The sequence below is a fragment of the Pedobacter puniceum genome (genome assembly GCF_009674685.1).
In the GTDB taxonomy this organism is placed as follows: domain Bacteria; phylum Bacteroidota; class Bacteroidia; order Sphingobacteriales; family Sphingobacteriaceae; genus Pseudopedobacter; species Pseudopedobacter puniceum.
Map to the genome: position 1 here is coordinate 579,792 of NZ_WKJI01000002.1, position 20,551 is coordinate 600,342.

Annotated in this window: 22 protein-coding genes; 14 read left to right on the forward strand and 8 right to left on the reverse strand. The window is 35.1% G+C overall.

The features are described from left to right. Positions 1-291: 291 nt before the first annotated feature. Entirely contained in the window at positions 292-1,722 is a 1,431-nt protein-coding gene (pyk, locus tag GJJ64_RS09150; RefSeq protein WP_154287499.1) for a pyruvate kinase, read from the reverse strand. Positions 1,723-1,909: 187 nt separating this feature from the next. Continuing rightward, the gene (locus GJJ64_RS09155) at positions 1,910-2,326 is read right to left on the reverse strand and encodes an IPExxxVDY family protein (RefSeq protein WP_154287500.1); all 417 of its coding nucleotides are present in this window, start codon (positions 2,324-2,326) and stop codon (positions 1,910-1,912) included. A gap of 145 nt (positions 2,327-2,471) precedes the next feature. Here GJJ64_RS09155 and GJJ64_RS09160 point away from each other — a divergent pair, with 145 nt between their 5' ends. The 4 genes from GJJ64_RS09160 (at position 2,472) to metA (ending at position 5,829) form a co-directional block, all read left to right on the forward strand. Further along, complete coding sequence (locus tag GJJ64_RS09160) at positions 2,472-2,708, forward strand: acyl carrier protein (RefSeq protein WP_026905281.1); 237 nt, start codon at positions 2,472-2,474, stop codon at positions 2,706-2,708. A gap of 20 nt (positions 2,709-2,728) precedes the next feature. Then, positions 2,729-3,982: a beta-ketoacyl-ACP synthase II gene (gene fabF / locus GJJ64_RS09165; RefSeq protein ID WP_026905282.1), complete on the forward strand. Its 1,254-nt coding sequence runs from the start codon at positions 2,729-2,731 to the stop codon at positions 3,980-3,982. Between the two features lie 64 nt (positions 3,983-4,046). Beyond that, positions 4,047-4,775, forward strand: a complete 729-nt coding sequence (rnc, locus tag GJJ64_RS09170; RefSeq protein WP_026905283.1) for a ribonuclease III — start codon at positions 4,047-4,049, stop codon at positions 4,773-4,775. Positions 4,776-4,884: 109 nt separating this feature from the next. Continuing rightward, entirely contained in the window at positions 4,885-5,829 is a 945-nt protein-coding gene (metA, locus tag GJJ64_RS09175; RefSeq protein WP_154287501.1) for a homoserine O-acetyltransferase MetA, read from the forward strand. A 37-nt stretch (positions 5,830-5,866) separates the two neighbouring features. On the opposite strand, the gene GJJ64_RS09180 is transcribed toward metA, so the two are convergent. Continuing rightward, entirely contained in the window at positions 5,867-6,562 is a 696-nt protein-coding gene (locus GJJ64_RS09180; RefSeq protein ID WP_154287502.1) for a peptidase associated/transthyretin-like domain-containing protein, read from the reverse strand. Between the two features lie 125 nt (positions 6,563-6,687). On the opposite strand from GJJ64_RS09180, the gene GJJ64_RS09185 reads away from it, so the two are divergent. From GJJ64_RS09185 to GJJ64_RS09205, 5 genes are all read left to right on the forward strand, one after another. Next, complete coding sequence (locus tag GJJ64_RS09185) at positions 6,688-7,551, forward strand: YicC/YloC family endoribonuclease (RefSeq protein WP_149075455.1); 864 nt, start codon at positions 6,688-6,690, stop codon at positions 7,549-7,551. A gap of 66 nt (positions 7,552-7,617) precedes the next feature. Next, positions 7,618-8,190, forward strand: a complete 573-nt coding sequence (gene gmk, locus GJJ64_RS09190; protein WP_154287503.1) for a guanylate kinase — start codon at positions 7,618-7,620, stop codon at positions 8,188-8,190. Between the two features lie 9 nt (positions 8,191-8,199). Beyond that, on the forward strand, positions 8,200-8,772 hold the full coding sequence (gene nadD / locus GJJ64_RS09195; protein WP_154287504.1) for a nicotinate (nicotinamide) nucleotide adenylyltransferase: 573 nt from the start codon (positions 8,200-8,202) through the stop codon (positions 8,770-8,772). Between the two features lie 14 nt (positions 8,773-8,786). Further along, on the forward strand, positions 8,787-9,395 hold the full coding sequence (gene miaE / locus GJJ64_RS09200) for a tRNA-(ms[2]io[6]A)-hydroxylase (protein WP_229655501.1): 609 nt from the start codon (positions 8,787-8,789) through the stop codon (positions 9,393-9,395). Between the two features lie 17 nt (positions 9,396-9,412). Further along, positions 9,413-10,414: a Gfo/Idh/MocA family protein gene (locus tag GJJ64_RS09205; RefSeq protein WP_154287505.1), complete on the forward strand. Its 1,002-nt coding sequence runs from the start codon at positions 9,413-9,415 to the stop codon at positions 10,412-10,414. Positions 10,415-10,523: 109 nt separating this feature from the next. Here GJJ64_RS09205 and GJJ64_RS09210 read toward each other — a convergent pair whose 3' ends face one another. Beyond that, positions 10,524-11,561 carry a hypothetical protein gene (locus GJJ64_RS09210; protein ID WP_154287506.1) on the reverse strand — a complete coding sequence of 346 codons (1,038 nt, stop codon included), beginning with the start codon at positions 11,559-11,561 and terminating at the stop codon, positions 10,524-10,526. Beyond that, positions 11,561-12,274 (reverse strand): SAM-dependent methyltransferase, encoded by a 714-nt coding sequence (locus tag GJJ64_RS09215; RefSeq protein ID WP_154287507.1) that lies wholly within the window; start codon positions 12,272-12,274, stop codon positions 11,561-11,563. The genes GJJ64_RS09210 and GJJ64_RS09215 overlap by 1 nt, the downstream gene beginning before the upstream one ends. A gap of 199 nt (positions 12,275-12,473) precedes the next feature. Here GJJ64_RS09215 and GJJ64_RS09220 point away from each other — a divergent pair, with 199 nt between their 5' ends. Together GJJ64_RS09220 and GJJ64_RS09225 are read left to right on the forward strand one after the other, a co-directional pair. Continuing rightward, positions 12,474-13,814: a DUF6600 domain-containing protein gene (locus tag GJJ64_RS09220; protein ID WP_154287508.1), complete on the forward strand. Its 1,341-nt coding sequence runs from the start codon at positions 12,474-12,476 to the stop codon at positions 13,812-13,814. 89 nt (positions 13,815-13,903) lie between these two features. After that, entirely contained in the window at positions 13,904-14,719 is an 816-nt protein-coding gene (locus tag GJJ64_RS09225) for a maleylpyruvate isomerase N-terminal domain-containing protein (RefSeq protein ID WP_154287509.1), read from the forward strand. Between the two features lie 52 nt (positions 14,720-14,771). Here GJJ64_RS09225 and GJJ64_RS09230 read toward each other — a convergent pair whose 3' ends face one another. Beyond that, positions 14,772-15,458 carry an OmpA family protein gene (locus GJJ64_RS09230; protein WP_154287510.1) on the reverse strand — a complete coding sequence of 229 codons (687 nt, stop codon included), beginning with the start codon at positions 15,456-15,458 and terminating at the stop codon, positions 14,772-14,774. Positions 15,459-15,524: 66 nt separating this feature from the next. Between GJJ64_RS09230 and GJJ64_RS09235 the strand changes: the two genes are divergently transcribed. Then, positions 15,525-16,343, forward strand: a complete 819-nt coding sequence (locus tag GJJ64_RS09235) for a Rossmann-fold NAD(P)-binding domain-containing protein (RefSeq protein ID WP_154287511.1) — start codon at positions 15,525-15,527, stop codon at positions 16,341-16,343. Here the strand turns inward: GJJ64_RS09235 and GJJ64_RS09240 are convergent. Together GJJ64_RS09240 and GJJ64_RS09245 are read right to left on the reverse strand one after the other, a co-directional pair. Continuing rightward, positions 16,294-16,788 carry a DUF2452 domain-containing protein gene (locus GJJ64_RS09240; protein ID WP_154287512.1) on the reverse strand — a complete coding sequence of 165 codons (495 nt, stop codon included), beginning with the start codon at positions 16,786-16,788 and terminating at the stop codon, positions 16,294-16,296. The two genes, GJJ64_RS09235 and GJJ64_RS09240, sit on opposite strands and share 50 nt — an antisense overlap. A 46-nt stretch (positions 16,789-16,834) precedes the next feature. Then, a complete protein-coding gene (locus GJJ64_RS09245; RefSeq protein WP_154287513.1) occupies positions 16,835-18,022 on the reverse strand; it encodes a class I SAM-dependent rRNA methyltransferase in 1,188 nt (395 codons plus the stop codon). 124 nt (positions 18,023-18,146) lie between these two features. On the opposite strand from GJJ64_RS09245, the gene GJJ64_RS09250 reads away from it, so the two are divergent. Next, a complete protein-coding gene (locus GJJ64_RS09250; RefSeq protein ID WP_154287514.1) occupies positions 18,147-19,307 on the forward strand; it encodes an iron-containing alcohol dehydrogenase in 1,161 nt (386 codons plus the stop codon). A 1-nt stretch (position 19,308) separates the two neighbouring features. Further along, positions 19,309-20,514, forward strand: a complete 1,206-nt coding sequence (locus GJJ64_RS09255) for an anhydro-N-acetylmuramic acid kinase (RefSeq protein WP_154287515.1) — start codon at positions 19,309-19,311, stop codon at positions 20,512-20,514. The last annotated feature ends 37 nt before the right edge of the window (positions 20,515-20,551 follow it).

Genomic DNA, 20,551 nt, shown 5'->3' on the forward strand with positions numbered 1-20,551 from the left:
AAAAACTACAGGAGTTTTTTATCAAATTTAATTTCTCCTAATAAATAATCGGTTTTGAGTTTTCCACAGCCAGATTTATAAATTTTACCTACGACTTTTTTTTGCAACAAAAACACTGATATCAAGATACTTAGCAGTGTGGAAAACTAAAATTTTTCTTTTTTATATGACTTTTTCATAAAAATTGATTAGAGAAAAACATAAGTGTACTTTATACATGATTCACGTCATATTTAAACAAAAAAACCCAGCTTTTTCGACTGGGTTTTTCTTTATATAAACTCTTATTTATTAATCAATAACATTCACTTTAATCATATTCGTTTTTCCTTTTTTCTCAATCGGGATAGATGCTGTGTTGATGATGATATCGCCAGACTCAATTAACTTCTCTGCTTTTAAGATTTTGTTAACCTCACTAATGGTGGTATCGGTACTATCAAACTTATCGTAATAGAAACCTCTTACTCCCCAAAGTAGACTTAGGGTGTTTAACAAATTACGGTTTGACGTAAAAATATAAGTACCTGCTTTTGGTCTGTGACTAGAAATCTGGAAGGCAGTATAACCAGAAGATGTCATCGCAACAATACCTTCTGCATTGGTTTTATCTGCTAAAAACACAGCAGAGCTACAAACTGCATCAGCCATATAAGTTGGGCAACTTTCGTCTAAATCTTTGTTTTTGTAATAAGGATAAGAAGTATTTTCAACATGGTTGATGATTTTACTCATCGTCTCGATAACGATTAATGGAAACTCGCCTACAGAGGTCTCACCACTCAACATTACTGCATCTGCACCATCTAAAACAGAGTTTGCAACATCATTCACCTCAGCTCTAGTTGGGCGAGGCGTAGTAATCATACTCTCTAACATCTGTGTAGCTACAATTACAGGTTTTGATGCTTTATTACATTTTTGAGCAATCATTTTCTGTAATACCGGAACTTCCTCCATAGGCATTTCAACACCTAAATCTCCACGAGCAACCATCACACCATCTGTAACTTCAATAATAGCATCTATGTTATCAATAGCTTCTGGCTTCTCAATTTTAGCAATTACTCTAGAGCTTTTACCACTTCTACTAATAATACGCTTTAAATCTATAATATCTTCTGCTTTTCTTACGAAAGATAAACCTATCCACTCTACATCATTTGCTAAAGCAAAATCAAGGTTTACCAAATCCTCTTCTGTTAAAGAAGGGATAGAAACTTTAGTGTTTGGAAGGTTTACACCTTTTCTGCTGGTTAGAATACCACCGTGTAAAACCTCACAAATAACAGTATCTTTTCTATTAGTTTCTACCACACGCATTTGCAGTTTACCATCATCTAATAAGATAATTTCTCCTGCTTTTACATCCTGAGGGAAGGTTTCATAAGTGATGTAAATTTGGTTATCATCACCAATACACTCATTAGTAGTAATTTTTATTTGTGTACCGTTAATCAGGTTGATACCGCCATCTTTTACTAAGCCAATTCTAATTTTTGGACCTTGTAAATCTGCCAAGATACCAACATTGGTTTTGTATTTTTGATTGATTTCTCTGATGATATCAATCACTTTTTGGTGATCTTCTGCTTTACCATGAGAGAAATTTAATCTACAAACATCAACACCGGCTTTAATTAATGATAATAAAACGTCTTTATTTGAAGTAGCCGGGCCTAAAGTTGCTACGATTTTGGTTCTTTTTTGAACAATTTTCATTTGCTTTTTTTAATTTTTATTAGTGATGAAGCATTCATGATTTAGATGATATCCCTAGAAATAATCAGCAAAATCATGATAGTTTCATATATTTTATTCTGAGTTTTTGGTCTAATTATTTTATGAATCTACAAAAAGATTCCAATTCAAAAGTAGTGTATTTTTTACACGAACTCAAATCCATCTGCTAAAAAATAAGATTTTCCTTAGATTTCAATTTCTTTGGATTTACTTCTACGGCAGCTTGAATGTCCTCAATTTTCTTTAATCCTTCAAGAAAAAAATCCAAATCTTCATCATCAATAAACTCTTTAATCAATACAAAATAGTCTGTTTCTTTAAGTTCTGGCACTAAATATCCACCTAAACCCTTGTTGGCAATCAAGTAGTATTCAGGTGTAACTTCTTCTATGTAATACAAGTAACGAGAATAATACTTTGTATCAGCGCCTGCATAAGTAATCTCTAAATCATCTATTTTTATAAAGTCGAATTGTAAGTTTTTATTGATATGATAGCAAAGTCTGTAGTCTTTTAACGGAGACGTAATGGAGATTAAGATGAAATCAAAATCAAGTTCTAGCTTTAAAAATTTCTTATTCAATATAATAAAGTTTAATTTAGCCCTCAGAACCTTAAATAAACCGGCCTACTTTTTGTCAAAATTAGAGGAAAAACAAAAAGGTTTGATATTTAATAGAATTTATTTTTCTTTGCACAGAATTAATTAACCATTAAAATAGAGTATTATGTCTGATATCGCTTCAAGAGTAAAAGCAATCATCGTTGAAAAATTAGGTGTTGACGAGAATGAGGTAACACCAGAGGCATCTTTCACCAACGATCTTGGTGCTGACTCGTTAGACACTGTTGAACTAATCATGGAATTTGAAAAAGAGTTTAACGTGGCTATCCCAGACGATCAGGCTGAAACCATCAGTACAGTTGGTCAGGCTATCGCTTACTTGGAAAAAAATGTAAAGTAATTTAACTCTTAACCTAATAGATGGAGCTAAAGAGAGTTGTTGTAACAGGACTAGGTGCGCTTACCCCGATTGGTAATACCGTTGAAGAATATTGGAACGGTTTAATCAACGGAGTAAGCGGTGCCGCTCCTATTACTCGTTTTGACACAGAGAAGTTCAAGACAAAATTTGCTTGTGAGCTGAAGAATTTTGTCGCTGAAAATTATCTCGACAAGAAAGAAGCCCGCAAATTAGATCCGTTTGTGCAGTATGCATTAGTCTCTACTGACGAAGCTGTAAAAGACGCTGGATTAGATTTTGAAAAACTAAATACCAACAGAATTGGAGTAATCTGGGGTGCTGGTATTGGTGGTTTAAAAACTTTTTTAGACGAAATTACTGATTTTGCAAAAGGCGACGGAACACCAAGATTAAATCCTTTTTTTATCCCTAAAATGATTATTGATATTGCCGCAGGGCATATCTCTATCAAATACGGTTTAAGAGGTCCTAACTTCGCATGCGTTTCTGCATGTGCTTCTTCTACCAATGCTTTAATAGATGCTTTTAACTACATCAGGTTAAATAAAGCAGATATTATTGTTTCTGGTGGCTCTGAAGCTATCATTAATGAAGCTGGTATAGGCGGATTTAATGCCATGCATGCACTTTCTACCAGAAATGACGACCCACAAACTGCTTCTCGTCCGTTTGATTTAGACAGAGAAGGTTTTGTTGCTGGTGAAGGTTCTGGAACTATCATTTTAGAAAGTTTAGAACATGCAAAAGCAAGAGGTGCCAAAATTTATGCTGAAATAGTTGGTGGCGGCATGAGCGCCGATGCAAACCACATTACTGCACCACACCCAGAAGGGCTTGGCGCAAAATTAGTAATGCAAGGTGCATTAGACGATGCTGGCTTAACCACTGCAGATATTGATTATATTAATGTTCACGGAACATCAACTCCACTAGGCGATATTAGCGAAACAAAAGCTATTGGAAGTCTTTTTGGTGAAGATGCTTATAAACTGAATATTAGTTCAACAAAATCTATGACTGGCCACTTATTAGGTGCTGCTGGTGCGGTAGAGTCTATAGCTTCTATTTTAGCAATTAAGCATGGCATAGTACCTCCAACAATCAATCATTTTACAGATGATCCTGCTTTTGATCCTAAGCTGAATTTTACCTTCAATAAAGCTCAGAAAAGAGAAGTAAGAGCTGCATTAAGTAATACTTTTGGCTTTGGTGGACATAACGCATCGGTAATCTTTAAAAAGTACGAGGATTAGTTATTTAAAACTGTTGCGTTTCTGTAAATCTATACATTCATGAATACGTACAGCGCTTAAATAAATGCCCTTATCAAGAATCTATAAATTACACCTTTCTCCTGACCGTAAATACGTTAAGGCGCTAAAGAATTTATTAGGATTTGTGCCCGGAAACCTTTCTTTATACAAGATGGCTTTCAGGCACAGATCTATTGCTTTAGGCATTAAACGTGGCGGAAAAAACAGTAATGAAAGGTTAGAATTTTTAGGTGATGCCATTTTAGGAGCTGTTGTTGCCGAAGTGCTTTTTAAAATGTACCCTTATAAAGAAGAAGGCTTTCTTACAGAAATGCGCTCTAAAATTGTAAGCAGGGTAAATTTAAACCAATTGGGTAAAAAATTAGGCTTTAACGAGCTGATAGAATTTGACCCTACTACCGTAAACATTACCTCAAAACAAAGTTCTTTATTGGGCGATGCCTTTGAAGCTTTAGTTGGAGCCGTTTATTTAGATAAAGGTTATAATTTCACCAAAGATTTTCTTATCCAAAGGATTATCAAGCCTCATATTGATATACACACCTTAGAACAAACCGAAACTAATTTCAAAAGTAAATTGATAGAGTGGTGCCAAAGACACTCTAAGGATATTGTTTTTGAACTTATACCCAACCAAGAGGGAGATAATGCAAAACTTTTCTCTATACAAGTGCTTATTGATAACGAACCTATGGCTACTGGTATAGATTTTAATAAGAAAAGTGCCGAAAAATTAGCTGCCGAAAAAACTTGCGAACTATTAGCTATCTAAGCTTCTTGTTATTTCATCTCTCTTTGATGTCATAAACTGTTTTAATTTTTAAGTTCCTGTTTAATCTTGCTATTTTTGGCGCTCAATAAGCAGAAAAGCTAAATAGTATATGCCCGTAAAGATTCCAAATAATCTGCCAGCAATAGAAATCCTGAAAAAGGAAAATATATTTGTGATTAATGATTTAAGAGCCAATACACAGGATATCCGTCCTATGCGTGTACTCATTCTTAACTTAATGCCTATAAAAATTACTGCTGAAACAGATTTTGTTAGGTTACTTTCTAACAATGCCTTACAAGTAGAAGTAACTTTCTTAAGGCTAGATTCGCATAAATCTAAAAATACATCAGAACAACATCTTGAAATGTTTTATAAAGTTTTTACCGATATCAAGGAAAATTTTTATGATGGGATGATCATTACAGGTGCGCCAGTAGAGATGCTTAAATTTGAAGAAGTAACCTATTGGAAAGAAATTACCACCATATTTGATTGGGCCAGAAAACACGTAACCTCAACTTTATATATCTGTTGGGCATCTCAAGCGGCACTCTACCATTTTTACGGAGTAGAGAAAATTGCATTAGATAAAAAGCTATTTGGTGTTTATAAACATAGCGCTACAGAAAAAACCAACCCTTTGTTTAGAGGTTTTGACGATGAATTTTTTATCCCTCACAGTCGCCATACCACCATGCGAAAAGAGGATATTGCCAATAAAGAAGGGGTTAGCATCCTATCTGAATCTGCAGATGCTGGTGTAGCTATCATTTCTTCCAGAGGCGGACGCGAGTTTTACCTCACCGGCCATTCTGAATATGCGCCTTTAACCTTGCATGAAGAATATAAAAGAGATGTTAAAAAAGGTTTGGATATAGCCATGCCAGAAAATTATTATGTGGCCAATAACCCTAAAAACCCACCTTTAGTATGCTGGACCAGCCATGCCAATTTGCTTTTCAATAATTGGTTAAACTATTTTGTATACCAAGAAACACCTTATGATTTAAAAGATGTAGAACATTTGGGTGATATTAAAGTGAATAGTTAGTAGCTAAACTTAGCTTTATGGATTTCTTTTAAAAAAACTACTTTTTATACTCCTTAAGATATTTTTGATAAGAATCCTTAATATACTTAATCACATCATAATCATTCCAATAGGTTACTTGATTGGGTTTCGGTCGGTATAAGAACATGAACTCTGCTACATCTTCATCCTTAATAGGAATATGTTTCATAATTAGCCATTTATTAAACTTCCTATCTACAGCACTTTCGGCATTTTCTCTGCTGATATAATTGACAAACCTTTGTGCGTTATTAGCATCTTTACTTAAAAGCTCGTGTATGGCTGTTAAAGGATGAAAAATAGAAAACAACAAAGGCGGACTACCATTAAAATAAACGCCTTTGCTTCTAAAATCATCTAAAACCTCTTTTTGGTCGGCTTTTTTTGAAGGCTGTGTTACCACCACTTCTTCTAACTTAATAACACCTTTTAAATACACTACCAAATTTTGCTTGGCGCTGATGTTTTTACTAAACTCCTGAAAACCTTCTTTCTGGATCAAAATAGTATCGCCTATTTGTGCCGGGATGGCAAAAACACCCCATTCATCACTTTTTATATTGACTTGCGTTCTTTGGTTGATGATATTTACATAAGGTAATCTTTGCTTGTTTAAATCGCTAAAAACAACACCTTTAAGAACAAACTGCTCTTGCCCATAAGACCTAGGCAGAAGCGTAAAGCATAAGTAGAAAAATAGCAGATACCTCATAGACCTTAAATTTAAGATTAACTTCTTTAAGCACCCTATATTTTAGCTTTTTTAACATTTGTAGGATATAGAAAAGCCACATCCATTTAATAGATTAATTTTTATCTTTGCAAATGTTAAAATCAATGACTGGTTACGGATCGGCAACTAAAGATCTGGACAGCGGAAAATACACCGTAGAAATTAAGTCTCTTAATAGTAAGTTTCTAGAGCTTAACCTGAAACTCCCTAAAGCCTATTCTGAAAAAGAATTTTTCCTAAGAAACGAGTGCAATAAGCAGATAGAAAGAGGTAAAGTGATGCTTTCTATCAATATAGAAAGTAATAATGCTGGTGCTAAAGCAGCCACCATCAACCAAGATTTATTGAAATATTATTATCAAGAGCTTAAAAATACCGCTTTAGAACTAGGTGAAAATACCAACAACTTGTTAAGCCTGGCTATCAACCTACCCGAAGTGGTAAAATATGATGAGAATGCTGTTTCTGAAGAAGAATGGAACCAGGTTTTAGCAACTTTTCAGACTGCTTTAGAGAATTTTAAAAAATTTAGAGCAGACGAAGGTGAAGTTTTAGAAAAAGATTTGATTTTACGTATCGAAAATATTCTCACGCTTTTGCAAAAAGTTGAGGTGGATGAACCTAACCGCGTACCAGTTTTTAAAGAAAGATTAAATACTTATTTAGCCGATGCTGTTGGTAAAGAAAACATCGATAACAACAGGTTAGAGCAAGAAATCATCTATTATATAGATAAGTTTGACATCACAGAAGAAAAAGTAAGGCTGAGAAGCCACTGCGATTATTTTATCAAAACTTTAAAAGATAAAGATGCTAATGGTAAAAAGTTAGGTTTTATCTCGCAAGAAATAGGCAGAGAAATTAATACCATGGGCTCTAAAGCTAATGATGCTAATATCCAAAGAAACGTGGTGAGCATGAAAGAAGAATTAGAGAAAATTAAAGAACAACTGTTAAACGTATTATAAGGCACAAAGCTTTAAGCTTAAGGCACAAAGCTTTAAGCATTTAGCTTTAAGCATTTAGCTTAAAAAATGAAACAAGGCAAACTCATTATATTTTCGGCACCATCTGGAGCAGGCAAAACCACTATCGTTCATCATTTGCTGAATAAATTTCCTGATAAAATTTCCTTTTCTATATCGGCAACTACCAGGCAATTAAGAGGCGATGAGGTAAATAACAGAGATTATTATTTCATCAGTAATGAAGAGTTTTTACACCGTGTGGCTAAGCATGAGTTTGTAGAGTTTGAGGAGGTTTATATCGGAACTTTTTATGGCACTTTAAAAAGCGAAATCCAAAGAATTTGGGATGAGGATAAGCATGTAATTTTTGATATTGATGTTGAAGGTGGTTTAAGATTAAAGAAAAAGTTTGGTGATGATGCTTTAGCTATTTTTGTACAGCCACCATCTTTAGATGTTTTAATAGAAAGGTTAACCGGCAGAGGCACAGACTCTGAAGAAAAACTTGCAGAACGCATAAAAAAAGCAGAAAAAGAGCTTGACTACGCTTCTAAATTTGATGTGATCCTAAAAAATCACGATTTAGATACTGCTTGTAAAGAAGCAGAAGAGTTGATTGCTAACTTTATAAACAGTTAAATTAAAACAATGAAAATTGGTTTATTTTTTGGCTCTTATAACCCTATCCATACTGGGCATTTAGTTATTGCCAATTATATGGCCAACCATACTTCTTTAGATAAAGTTTGGCTAGTAGTTTCTCCTCATAATCCTTTAAAAGATAAAAAAGACCTTATTCAGGTTTATGATAGGCTAGAAATGGCTAAAATAGCTACCGAGAAGAGCGAGAATATCAGCGTAAGCGATATTGAACTTAAACTACCGCAGCCATCTTATACCATAGATACACTTACGCACTTAAAAGACCTTTATCCAGAACATGATTTTGTGTTGATTATGGGTGCAGATAATCTGAAAAGTCTCAAGAAATGGAAAAATTATGAGCTTATTTTAAGAGATTATCACATTTATGTTTATCCAAGACCAGGTTATCTTGATGAAGAACTTAGCCATCATCCATCAGTAACCATTACCCAAACTCCTTTAATGGAAATCTCCTCTACTTTTATTAGAAAAGCCATTAAAGAACATAAAAATGTACAGTATTTCTTACCAGAAGAAGTATTAGAGTTTATAGAGAGTAAAAGTTTATATAAATAGCTTAATTTTCTGCTATGAGCGATAAAACCATGTTTAAATTACAATTACCAACAGACCCATTTTGGGTAAAAAATGTGGTAGAAAGTAATATCGAAGAAATTCTAACAGACCACGCCTACTGCGAACAAAAGGCAGCTACCAATGCTATTACCCTCATTATCCAAAACCCTAATGTGCCGGAATTGGTACAAGAAATGGCAGAATTGGTGAAAGAAGAAATGGACCATTTTAAGCGTGTGCATGATATCATCATTAAAAGAGGTTATACTTTTGGCAAAGAGCGTAAAGACAATTACGTTAACGAGCTTATGAAATTCTTGAAAAAAGGCGGAGGCGAAAATCAAAGAACAGAAAATATGGTTGACCGTCTTTTGCTTGCCGCGATGATAGAAGCCAGAAGTTGCGAGCGTTTTAAAGTACTCTCAGAACATGTTACAGATAAAGAACTAGCTGCTTTTTACCATGAATTGATGATTTCTGAGGCTACACATTATACGCTTTTCATCGGCTTAGCCAGAAAATACGGAAAAGGTATTGATGTAGATAAACGTTGGCAAGAATGGTTAGATTATGAGGGCGTCATCATCAAAAGCTACGGAAAAAGCGAAACTATACATGGATAAACCTAAAGAAAAACAAAATGACACAAAAAGTTAGATGGGGCATTTTAAGCACTGCAAAAATTGCTACCGATAGGGTTTTACCTGCTCTTAAAGACTGTAACTTCACTCAGGTTGATGCTATTTGTTCTAGAAATTTAGCTCAGGCACAAAAAGCAGCCACACTTTTAGGTATTGAAAAAGCTTATGGCACTTATGAAGAACTGTTAAATGATGCTGATATAGATGCCATTTACATCCCATTACCCAACCATTTGCATGTAGAATGGAGCATAAAATGCTTAGAAGCAGGCAAACATGTTTTGTGTGAAAAACCTATCGGATTATCGAGTAAAGAAGCCCAAATTCTTTTAGAAGCTGCTAAAAAATATCCTCATCTAAAAGTCATGGAAGGCTTTATGTATAGGTTTCACCCGCAATGGATACATGCAAAAGAGTTGGTAAACCAAAAGTGGATAGGCGATTTGAAAGTTATCCAATCTTTTTTCTCTTATTATAATGTAGACCCACAGAACATTCGCAATCAAGCAGAAATTGGTGGTGGCGGATTGATGGATATTGGTTGCTATTGCATTTCGCTTTCGCGATTTTTATTTGATGCAGAGCCTTTAAACGTGGTTTCTAATATTGATTATGACCTAGTAATGAAAACCGACATCATATCATCAGGAATGATGCAGTTTGCCAATGGCGTATCAAGCTTCACCTGTTCTACCCAATTGGTACCTTACCAAAGGGTAAATATTATTGGAGATTTAGGTCGCATAGAAATAGAAATACCTTTTAATGCCAAACCTTTAGAGCCTGCTAAAATAAGCCTTTTCAAGGCTGATGAACAAAAAGACGTTTTCTTTGACATCACCAACCAATATACTTTACAGTTTGATGCTTTTTCTAAAGCTATTTTAGACAATACAAATGTACCTACACCTTTAGAAGATGCTGTAAACAATATGAAGGTTATAGAAGCTATGTTTGCTAGTGATAAAGAGAAATGTTGGAAAAACATAAATGAAGCGTAAGAACTAACATCCTGTTTACCATCATAAATCAAATATAAGTTTAACGTAAGAGTAACGTAGGATAAACGTAAGAGTAGACTCAGGTAATGTATGTTCTACCACTTAGTAACTATAAAATTGAAGCATCAGATGCATCTCTTTTTTCCTGGTTAACTTTCATCCCTAAAACGTTTTTAAGGTAATTATCTATCACCTCAATATCAATGGTGTCATGAATAAGGCCTAAATACAAATCTGGTCTTACAATAAAGGTCCGTTTCGTATCGGGTTTTATGCCCATAAATTCAAATATGGGCTCGTTTCTCTCGCTAGGTGGTAAATAATAAAGTTTTACCGGATAGTTTAACTGCATCCAGCGGGAAACAGTAAACAAATTTGGCTGTGATAAATAACCAAAAAGTATAACCGAAAAATACTGGTAATTTGTCCATTGATGTAATTGGATATCTACCTGAGCTTTTTCATCATAAAATTTAAAATCAGGGAGAAGTTCTCCGGCTTCTAAACTTCTGTCCTGACTTAAATGGAGGTTTATTTTAGCATCAATTAATTGATAAACTTTTGCCTTAGGCTGATGAATTTTAGCCAACAGCCTTTTAAAAGCCGACTGTTTAAATACCTTTTGCTCCCATTGTTCTTGCAATAATGTTTTTTCTAATTCAGCTGTTAAAAGTGTCTTTTGATTTAGCGTACCATTTATCAAACCACTCATTCGCCAGCCTAACAATAAGATATTTCTAAAGCTTAAATCAAGGTTATTATTTAAAAGTAAAGCCTCTGCTTTATACACTAAAGGATTAATTTTGGATGTTTTTTGAAGGGTTAATGTTGCAGTAAGATACTCTTCTCTTTCCTTCTCGGATGATTTCCAAACTACTGGACAAACCCTCCCTGCCAATAATTTTAAGCTCTGTTCGAAAAAGCCTGAAACAGTAATGATACCTGCATTATCTTTTATCTGATATCCAAACTGCTTTAAAAAATGTCCAATATAATTATCAAAAATTAACTCCTCCGGAAAATCATCTGGCTTGTCTTGCTCTGCCCATATAAAAACCGATACACCATTATAACTCAAGGCAACAGCCAAAAACAAAGCAGGTATATTGATGCCGTAAATGCTTACATCTGTATCGGGTTTAAACATTATTTTGTTCTGTATAATAAGAATATGGTAGGCTTTTTATGCAAATCAGGTGCCTCTTTCCGCCAATCGCCAATAGATTTTGTCTTTACAAACTCATCTTCAGCAGTTAAATTACTTGCTATACATAACAAAGTATCTGGCCTACATGTTCTTAAAATCTCTTCTAACATAGGGTTATTTCTAAAAGGCGTTTCAATAAAAAGCTGTGTTTGTTTAAAACGCTCTGCAAAGCCTTCCAAATCTTTAATCTTTTTAGCTCTGGCCATTTTATCAATAGGTAAATATCCTTGGAAAGCAAAACTTTGTCCGTTAAAGCCCGATGCCATCAGGGCTAATAATAAAGAGCTTGGGCCTACCAAGGGTACAACGTTTATATTTCTTTTATGCGCTTCGGCAATAATTTCTGCCCCAGGGTCTGCAATACCTGGGCAACCAGCTTCACTCATTAAACCTACATTTTTACCTTGTTCTAAACCTTTGAAATAAGGTTTTAAGCTGCCTTCACGGTTATGTTTTCCGTAATCATGAATAATTAAATCACTCTGTGGCGTTTTCAAGCCCGCTTCTTTTAAACACCTTCTGGCTGTTTTCTCGTTTTCTACAATGTATTCATCTATAGCATTTATGGTATCAACCAAGAAAGGAGTTAAAGACTTTGCAACAGCATTTTCTGCCATAACAACCGGGATAAGATATAATGTGCCTTTTGTCATACCGCAAAGTACGTGATTTTAACAAAGGAAATAGGCAAATAAAAAATCTAATTTTTCTTGACACCTTTTTATCTCTTATGCGTCTTACTATTATAAACGGTAGTATAGTAACCGTTAAATTATTTGACGCTTGTATAAAAAGCTTTCTTGATAACGTTTTATAAATAATTCCGTAAAAAAATGGAAAGGAAAATGTACCATGAACAGATTAAAAAAATCTTTATCAGTTTTGGGGATAAGCATCTTATTCCTAATCGTAAATGCTAACACCAGCCAAGCACAAGGTAGAAGTGTTAGTTTACAAACCTTTTATGATGAGCTTTCTTATCATGGAGATTGGATAAATAACCAAGAATACGGCTACGTTTGGCGACCAAATGTTGGAAGAGATTTTAGACCTTATTATACCAATGGACGATGGGTAATGACAGAATATGGCAATACTTGGGTTTCTGATTATGAATGGGGTTGGGCTCCTTTCCATTACGGACGCTGGTTTTACGACAGCTATGATGGATGGATATGGTTACCCGATACAGAATGGGGACCAGCTTGGGTAGAATGGAGAACTGGTGGTGGCTATTATGGATGGGCGCCTTTGGGACCAAGAATATCTGTAAATATCAATATAGGAAGAAGATATTATCCAGACCATTATTGGGTTTTTATCCCTCAAAGATGTATCTATTACCCTTCTTACTATAGATATTGGGAGCCAAGAAGAAATGTTGTGATTATCAGAAATACCACTATTATAAACAATGTTTATGTTGTAAACAGGAATGTTAGGTACAATAGTGGCCCTAGAGTTGAAGATGTAAGAAGGGCCACCAGACAAAATGTAACGGTATATAAAGTTAACGATACAAATAGACCAAGTTCTGCTAGGGTAGAAAGAGGAACTGTAAATGTTTACCGCCCACAAGTAGAAGTAAGAAAAGATGCAGCACCAAGAGCTATTGCAAATAATTCTTCTAGGCCATCAAGAACAGAAGCTGGCACAAGACCTTCTTCTAATGATAATAGAGTTGTAGATAGAAATGAAAGCAACGCCAGACCAGAACGTAGTAGCGGTAGTACTGGAAGAGAAGAAATAAACAGAAACGTAGAAGAAAGAGGTTCTAATTCTAATAACAGTAGCAGACCAGAGCGTGTTGAGAGAAGCAATGCGCCATCTAGACCTGATGTTAACAATGCTCCATCTAGACCAGATTATAATGGCAGACCAGAGCGTATGGAAAGACCTAGCACTTCTGATAGACCAGAAACAGCACCATCTAGACCAGATTATAACAACAGGCCAGAGCGTGTAGAAAGAGAAAGACCATCTTCTACACCAACAGAGAACAGAAGTTACCCTTCAGGAGATAATAGTAGAAGATCTTCTGGCTCAGAAAGAGCTCCGTCTGCTCCTCAAAGAGTAGAAAGACCTTCTGCACCAAGTCCTTCTCCTTCAAGATCATCAAGTGGAAGTAGTGAGAGAGGAAGTAGCAGAGGTAACTCAGAAAATAGCTCTAGATCTGGAAGACCAAGCAGATAATAAATATGATTTAGTGAAATGGCTGTCTTTTTTTAAAAAGGCAGCCATTTTTTTATGGCTTAATTATAGTATTTATTATCTTTCGGCATATGACCGATTTCCTGCATCTATATCAACCTTTAAACTTAGCTCTAATAGACTTTCTTAAACAGTTGAATGAAAAAGATTGGCAAAGAGCTACCGTTTGTAAAGGTTGGACAGTGAAAGACATTGCGGCTCACCTATTAGACACTAGCATCAGAAGGTTATCTCTTGGGAGAGATGAATACCAATATTTACAACACGAATTCGCCACTTATGAAGAGCTAATAGCTCATATCAATAACCTAAATAAAGAATGGGTTACAGCATCAAGAAGACTAAGTCCTAATATTTTAATAGAACTCATAAGTAAATATCAAGATGATTTGCTGGCTTATTTTGAAACTTTAGATCCCTTTGATATGGCCCTGTTTCCTGTTACTTGGGCAGGGAAATCACATTCAGAAAATTGGTTTGATATTGCCCGAGAATATTCTGAAAGATGGTTACATCAGCAACAAATACGCTTTGCTTTTAATAATCAAGAGCTCTTAGATCCAAAATTCTACTCCCCATATCTAGAAATTATCATGGAAGCTTTACCTTATACTTATCAAAAAATAAATGCAGAAATTGGTAAAAGTGTAGCTGTGGAAATTGTAGGCCCTGCTGGCAAGCGTTGGACCATTAAAAAAGATAAGAGGTTTTGGGCTTTTGATAAAAATAACCAACAAGCGGATGCACTTATTTATATAGACCAACAAATAGCTTGGTTATTATTCTCTAAAGGTATTCAGCCAGAGGAAGCAGGACAATTTTATCAAATCCATGGTGAGCGCCCTTTAGCTCTTCCAGTATTGAATATGCTTACTGTTATGGCATAAAAAAAGCACCTGCTTAAGGCAAGTGCTTCTCTCTATAACGAATAAAAATTTATTAATTATTGGTAGTTGCTTTAGCTTCTGCTTTCATAGCTTCGTTGGCAACAATAACAATTTCTACACGTCTGTTTTGTGATCTTCCTTCTTCTGTTTCGTTAGAAGCAATAGGCTCATTTTTACCTTTACCACTAGATTTTAAACGACCTGTGCTTACACCTTTAGAAACTGCATAAGATCTAACTGCATTTGCTCTTTCTAAAGATAATCTATCGTTTACTGCATCAGAACCAATAGCGTCTGTATGGCCAATAATCATAATATCTGTATCAGGATATTTGTTTAAAGAAGCTGCTAAATTATCTATGTTTTGTTTAGCTGCAGTAGATAAAGTTGATTTACCAAATTCAAATAATAAACCAGAATCAAATTTAACGATAATACCCTCACCTGCTGGTATAACCTCAGCTCCAGGGATAGATTGCTCTAATTCTTTTGCTTGTCTATCCATTTTTCTACCAATAAAAGCTCCTGCTGTACCACCTAATGCACCACCAATAATAGCACCAACAGCTGTATTACCAGCTTTGTTACCAATTAAAGCACCAATAGTACCACCAGCAGCTGCACCAATACCAGCACCTTTTTGTGTATTAGTTAAAGAATCACATCCAGGTAAAATAGTAGTTGCACCAATAGCAAAAGCCAATCCTAAAACAGATATTTTTAATCTTGAAGTTTTCATATTATTTATTTTGATATTTATAGTGATGTTTGTCAAAGCGAATGCCAAAAATAAAAAATTAATTTGATGATAAGTATTTTAGGTTGCGGATGGTTAGGTATGCCTTTGGGTAAAGCCCTTGTCGGTTCAGGTAAATTAGTAAAAGGTTCTACTACTAAGCCAGATAAACTTGAAGAAATTAGCAGACAATCTATTGTATCATTTTTGATACAATTGGATGACTTGTCTAATGAAACAGAGTTGATGGAATTTTTAGATAATGAGATACTCATAATTAACGTCCCGCCAGGCAGAAATCATATCAATGCGGATGATTATCCACATAAATTAGCTAGATTGAATACTTACATCAACCAAAGCAATATCCAAAAAGTAATTTTTGTTTCCTCAACTTCTGTTTATGAAGAAAATAATAATGTAGTATTTGAGGACAGTTCTCTCAGCAAAAATCCATCGTCACAACGACTGTTTCTGGCAGAAGAAATTTTCAGAAATAATCACAAAATCAAAACCACTGTAGTAAGAATGGCCGGCTTAATTGGGCCTAACCGTCATCCTGGAAGATTTTTTGGTGGTAAAACTCAAATCCCTGACGGTTTAATACCTGTTAATCTGATTCATTTAGATGATTGTATCGGTATTATTGAAGAAGTTATCAAGCAAGATTATTGGGGGCAAACTATACACGCTGCGGCTCCAAGTCATCCAACAAAAAAAGAGTTCTACAGTTTAGCCTCAACTATTTACAATAACACCAAAGCAGACTTTGTAGAAGAGAAAGGAAAGTTTAAAATCATTAACCCAGATAAATTGGTCAAGGATTTAAAATATCAATTTAAACATCCTGATTTAATGGCGTGGCTTCTTCAAAGTCATCAAAATTAAGAGATGATTTATCCAAAACCTCCCAAGTATGGTCAGCTAAAAGCTTAACAGTAGAAACAAACTTCTTAAAGGTTTTAGATCTGCCCCATTCTGCTGGCGCTATCATGCTCACCAAAAAGGTATTATCCTCTTTCTGATAAAGATGGTATAATTGCCCAATAACAGGCTTAAACTTCATTTCGGCAGTGTAAATTAATTCAGATATTTTTAGACGTTCCTCAATATCTTTAACTTGCTGCATAATCAATTCTGCCTGTTTGCGCAACATGGTAATTTGCTGATTGGCCTGCATATGCATAGACTCAACAGCATTTGCTCTTAACTTATTTTTATCAATAGGTTTAATTACCGGAGAGCTAACCGTTAAAGGCACCGGAGAAAATTTGGCTTCACCCGTATAATAAAGAGATTTTTCCTTGCTTTGTGAAGTGTTATCCTGCTCCATTTTATCTAATACTTGCTAGCAATAACTTATCTCTGCAAAAAAAGTTTTAATAAACTCTGCAAAATAAGCCTTTCAAATATTCGCCTTCGCTAAAAGAAATCCTTACGGGATGATCTTCTGGTTGGCAAAACTGATGAATAATTTGAACCTCTTTGCCCGCATCTAGCGCTGCCCAAGCAATTACTTGCTTAAAAGTCTCAATATCCATAGCTCCAGAGCAGCTGAAAGTAGCTAATAAACCGCCTTTTTTCAGAACCTGCATCCCTAAGCGATTTAAATCTTTATAAGCTCTGGCTGCCCTATCTAAAGAAGAGCGAGAAGGTGCGTATTTAGGTGGGTCTAGCACAACAATATCAAAAATTTGTCCTTCTTCTTTTAATATCCTCAGGTATTTATTTACATCAGACTGTACAGCAATAGCTTTACTTTCATCAAACTGGTTAAGTTGGATATTCTTTTTTAAAGTTTCTACAGCCAAACCCGAACTATCTACCGAAGTAACAGCAGCCGCCTCATTTAATAAAGCATTTAAGGTAAAACCTCCGCTATAGCTAAAACAATCTAAAACATTTTTACCTGCGGCATAAGAAGCTACTATTCTCCTATTATCGCGTTGGTCGCAATAAAAACCAGATTTTTGTCCTTCTAAAATATTAATAAGGTATTTAACGCCATTCTCCTTTACTTCCACAAATTCTGGTGGCAAAGCTCCCCAAAGCAGAGTACCGTGTTGGGTTTGTAGGCCATCATGTGCTCGGGCAGAAGCATCACTTTTATCAATAATTCCCTTAACATTTAATAAAGTTGATAAAGTATTGACGATGGTTTCTTTTACTTTCTCTATGCCACTGGTAAGAATTTGTAAAGCCAGATAATCTCCAAACCTATCTACAATTAAACCAGGCAAATAATCAGCTTCACTAAAAATTAACCTACATGTGGTGGTATCATTATTTTGTAGATGTTCACGAGCTTTTATTGCGGCTTCAATTTTGGCTTTCCACCACTGCTCATCTATGGTAGCGTTTTCATCCCAATCTAATAATCTTACTGCAACTCTAGATTGGTCGTTATAATATCCATAAGCTAAAAAATCAGCATCGGCATCTAAAACCTTAACCACATCACCATTTTGTGGTTTACCTTTAACCTGTGCCAATGCACCAGAAAACACCCAAGGATGTCTTTGTAAAACAGCTTTTTCTTTAGTCTTTTTTAGAATAATATCTACCATAGTTTGCAAAAATACTTAAAGAGATTGATAATGCTTTAAATTAGGGAACATTACATTTTAAAGATAAAACAGAACTTATGAGGAACTACTTTTGTTAGAGAAGAGCGTAATAAATTGATAAGAGATGTTAAATTTTGAGTTTAAAAACCCTACCAAAATACTTTTTGGTAAAGGGCAAATTGCTAATCTAAGCAAAGAAATACCTGCAGATGCTAGAATTTTAATGGTTTATGGCGGTGGAAGTATCAAAAGCAATGGGGTATATGAACAAGTTACCCAAGCTTTAAAGGGTTTTGAAGTGATAGAGTTTGGTGGTATACCAGCAAACCCCGAATATGCCATATTGCTAGAAGCTTTAGCTGTTATTAAAAAAGAAAACATAAATTTTATTTTAGCCGTTGGCGGAGGTTCTGTAATAGATGGTGTGAAATTTCTTGCTTCAGCCGCTTTATACGAAGGCGATGAACCTTGGGATATTCTAGCCAAGGGTATCAGAACAGAAGTTGCTTTACCATTTGGTACAGTTTTAACATTACCTGCTACAGGTTCAGAGATGAATTCTGGTTCGGTTATATCAAGAGCAGAAACTAAAGAAAAACTAGCTATGGGAGGACCAGGCTTGTTTCCTGCTTTTTCTATTTTAGACCCGGAGGTTATTAAATCTATCCCGCAAAGGCAAATTGCAAACGGTATAACCGATGCTTATACACACGTTTTAGAGCAATACATGACTTACCCTATTGGCGCTTGCTTACAAGACAGATTTGCTGAAAGCATTATGCAAACTTTAATAGAAGTTGCTCCAAAAGTAATGGCAGACCCTGCTGACTATACCGCTGCAGCAGATTTTATGTGGTGTTGTACTATGGCCTTAAATGGTTTAATACAAAAAGGTGTACCAACAGACTGGGCAGTACATGCCATAGGACATGAACTTACCGCCTTATACGGAATAGACCACGCCAGAACTTTAGCTATTATTGCTCCTAGCCACTACCGCTACCATTTAGCACAGAAAAAAGAGAAATTAGCCCAATATGCAGAACGTGTTTGGAACATCAAAGATGGTTCTACAGAAGAAAAAGCTACACAGGCTATTGTTAAAACTGAAGAATTTTTCCATTCGTTAGGAATAAAAACTAAATTATCAGAGTATACTGAAGCCTATGAAGGAACTGCAGAAAGCATTGAGGAGAGATTTAATACAAGAGGCTGGAAAGCCCTAGGCGAACATAAAGCTATTACGCCGGCAGATGTTGCTAAGATTGTAAGCATGAGTTATTAAGATGAATAAAAATTTAGAGAAGCTTTTTAAAATTGCTCAAAAAGAAGAGAGAATTATTCTCGGCCTCATGTCTGGAACGTCTTTAGACGGCTTAGACATGGCTTTATGTAAATTTAAAGGTGCTGGTTTAAGTACCTCAGTAGAAATCTTGCATTTTGAAACTTGCCCTTATGAAAACTCTTTCAAAGAAGCTATTAAACAAGTTTTCTCTAAAAAAACGGTCGACTTAGAATTACTATGCTTGTTAAATGCGCAAATAGCTAAGCAACATGCTGAAATTATAAACCAAACTTTAAAAAAATGGGGTTATACTTCAAATGATGTAGATGCTATTGCCAGTCATGGTCAAACGGTTTACCACGCACCAAAAATTAAGCATCAGCTTAACAATTATCCTGATGCTACTTTACAAATAGGCGATGGAGACCATATTGCACATTTAACAGGTATTATCACGCTAAGTGATTTCAGACAAAAAAGTATTGCAGCTGGTGGAGAGGGCGCTCCGCTTGCCGTTTATGGCGATTATTTACTTTTTGCACATCAGGAAATAGATAGGATTTTATTGAATATTGGCGGTATAGCTAATTTTACTTATCTACCGGCGAAAAGAAAGGCAGAAAATATTTTCTCTACGGATGTTGGTCCTGGAAATACAATTTTAGACCATTTTATGATGCAAAAATTTAATTTGTATTTTGATGAGGATGCTAAATACGCTAAAAAAGGTAGCTTAAATCATGATTTATTAGAGGCTTTATTGGCTGATAATTTTTTTACCAAACCAGTTCCAAAAAGTACCGGACCAGAACATTTTAATTTGGCATATTTAAATGATGCGCAACAAAAAAGTAATACCAGCCATTTAAAAGAAGAAGATGTTTTGGCAACTTTATGTGAATTTACTGCTTTAGGTATTGCTAAAGCTATTCAAGAAAACATCAGCGTAAGCGGAGAAATAGAAATTTTGATAAGTGGCGGTGGTATGCATAACCCACTTTTGGTAGAACGCTTAATACACCATTTACCCGGTCTTACTTTTATAAATATGCAAGAGGTTTTGGGTATTAACCCCGATGCTAAAGAAGCTTTATTATTTGCCTTGTTGGCTAATGAAACTTTATGCGGCCAGCCTGATGGATATAACTTCCAAAATCAAGAAAAATTACCCAAAATTAGTATGGGAAAGCTGAGTTTTCCAGAATAGAAAAAGCCGATTTTGATTACAAAATCGGCTTTTTTAA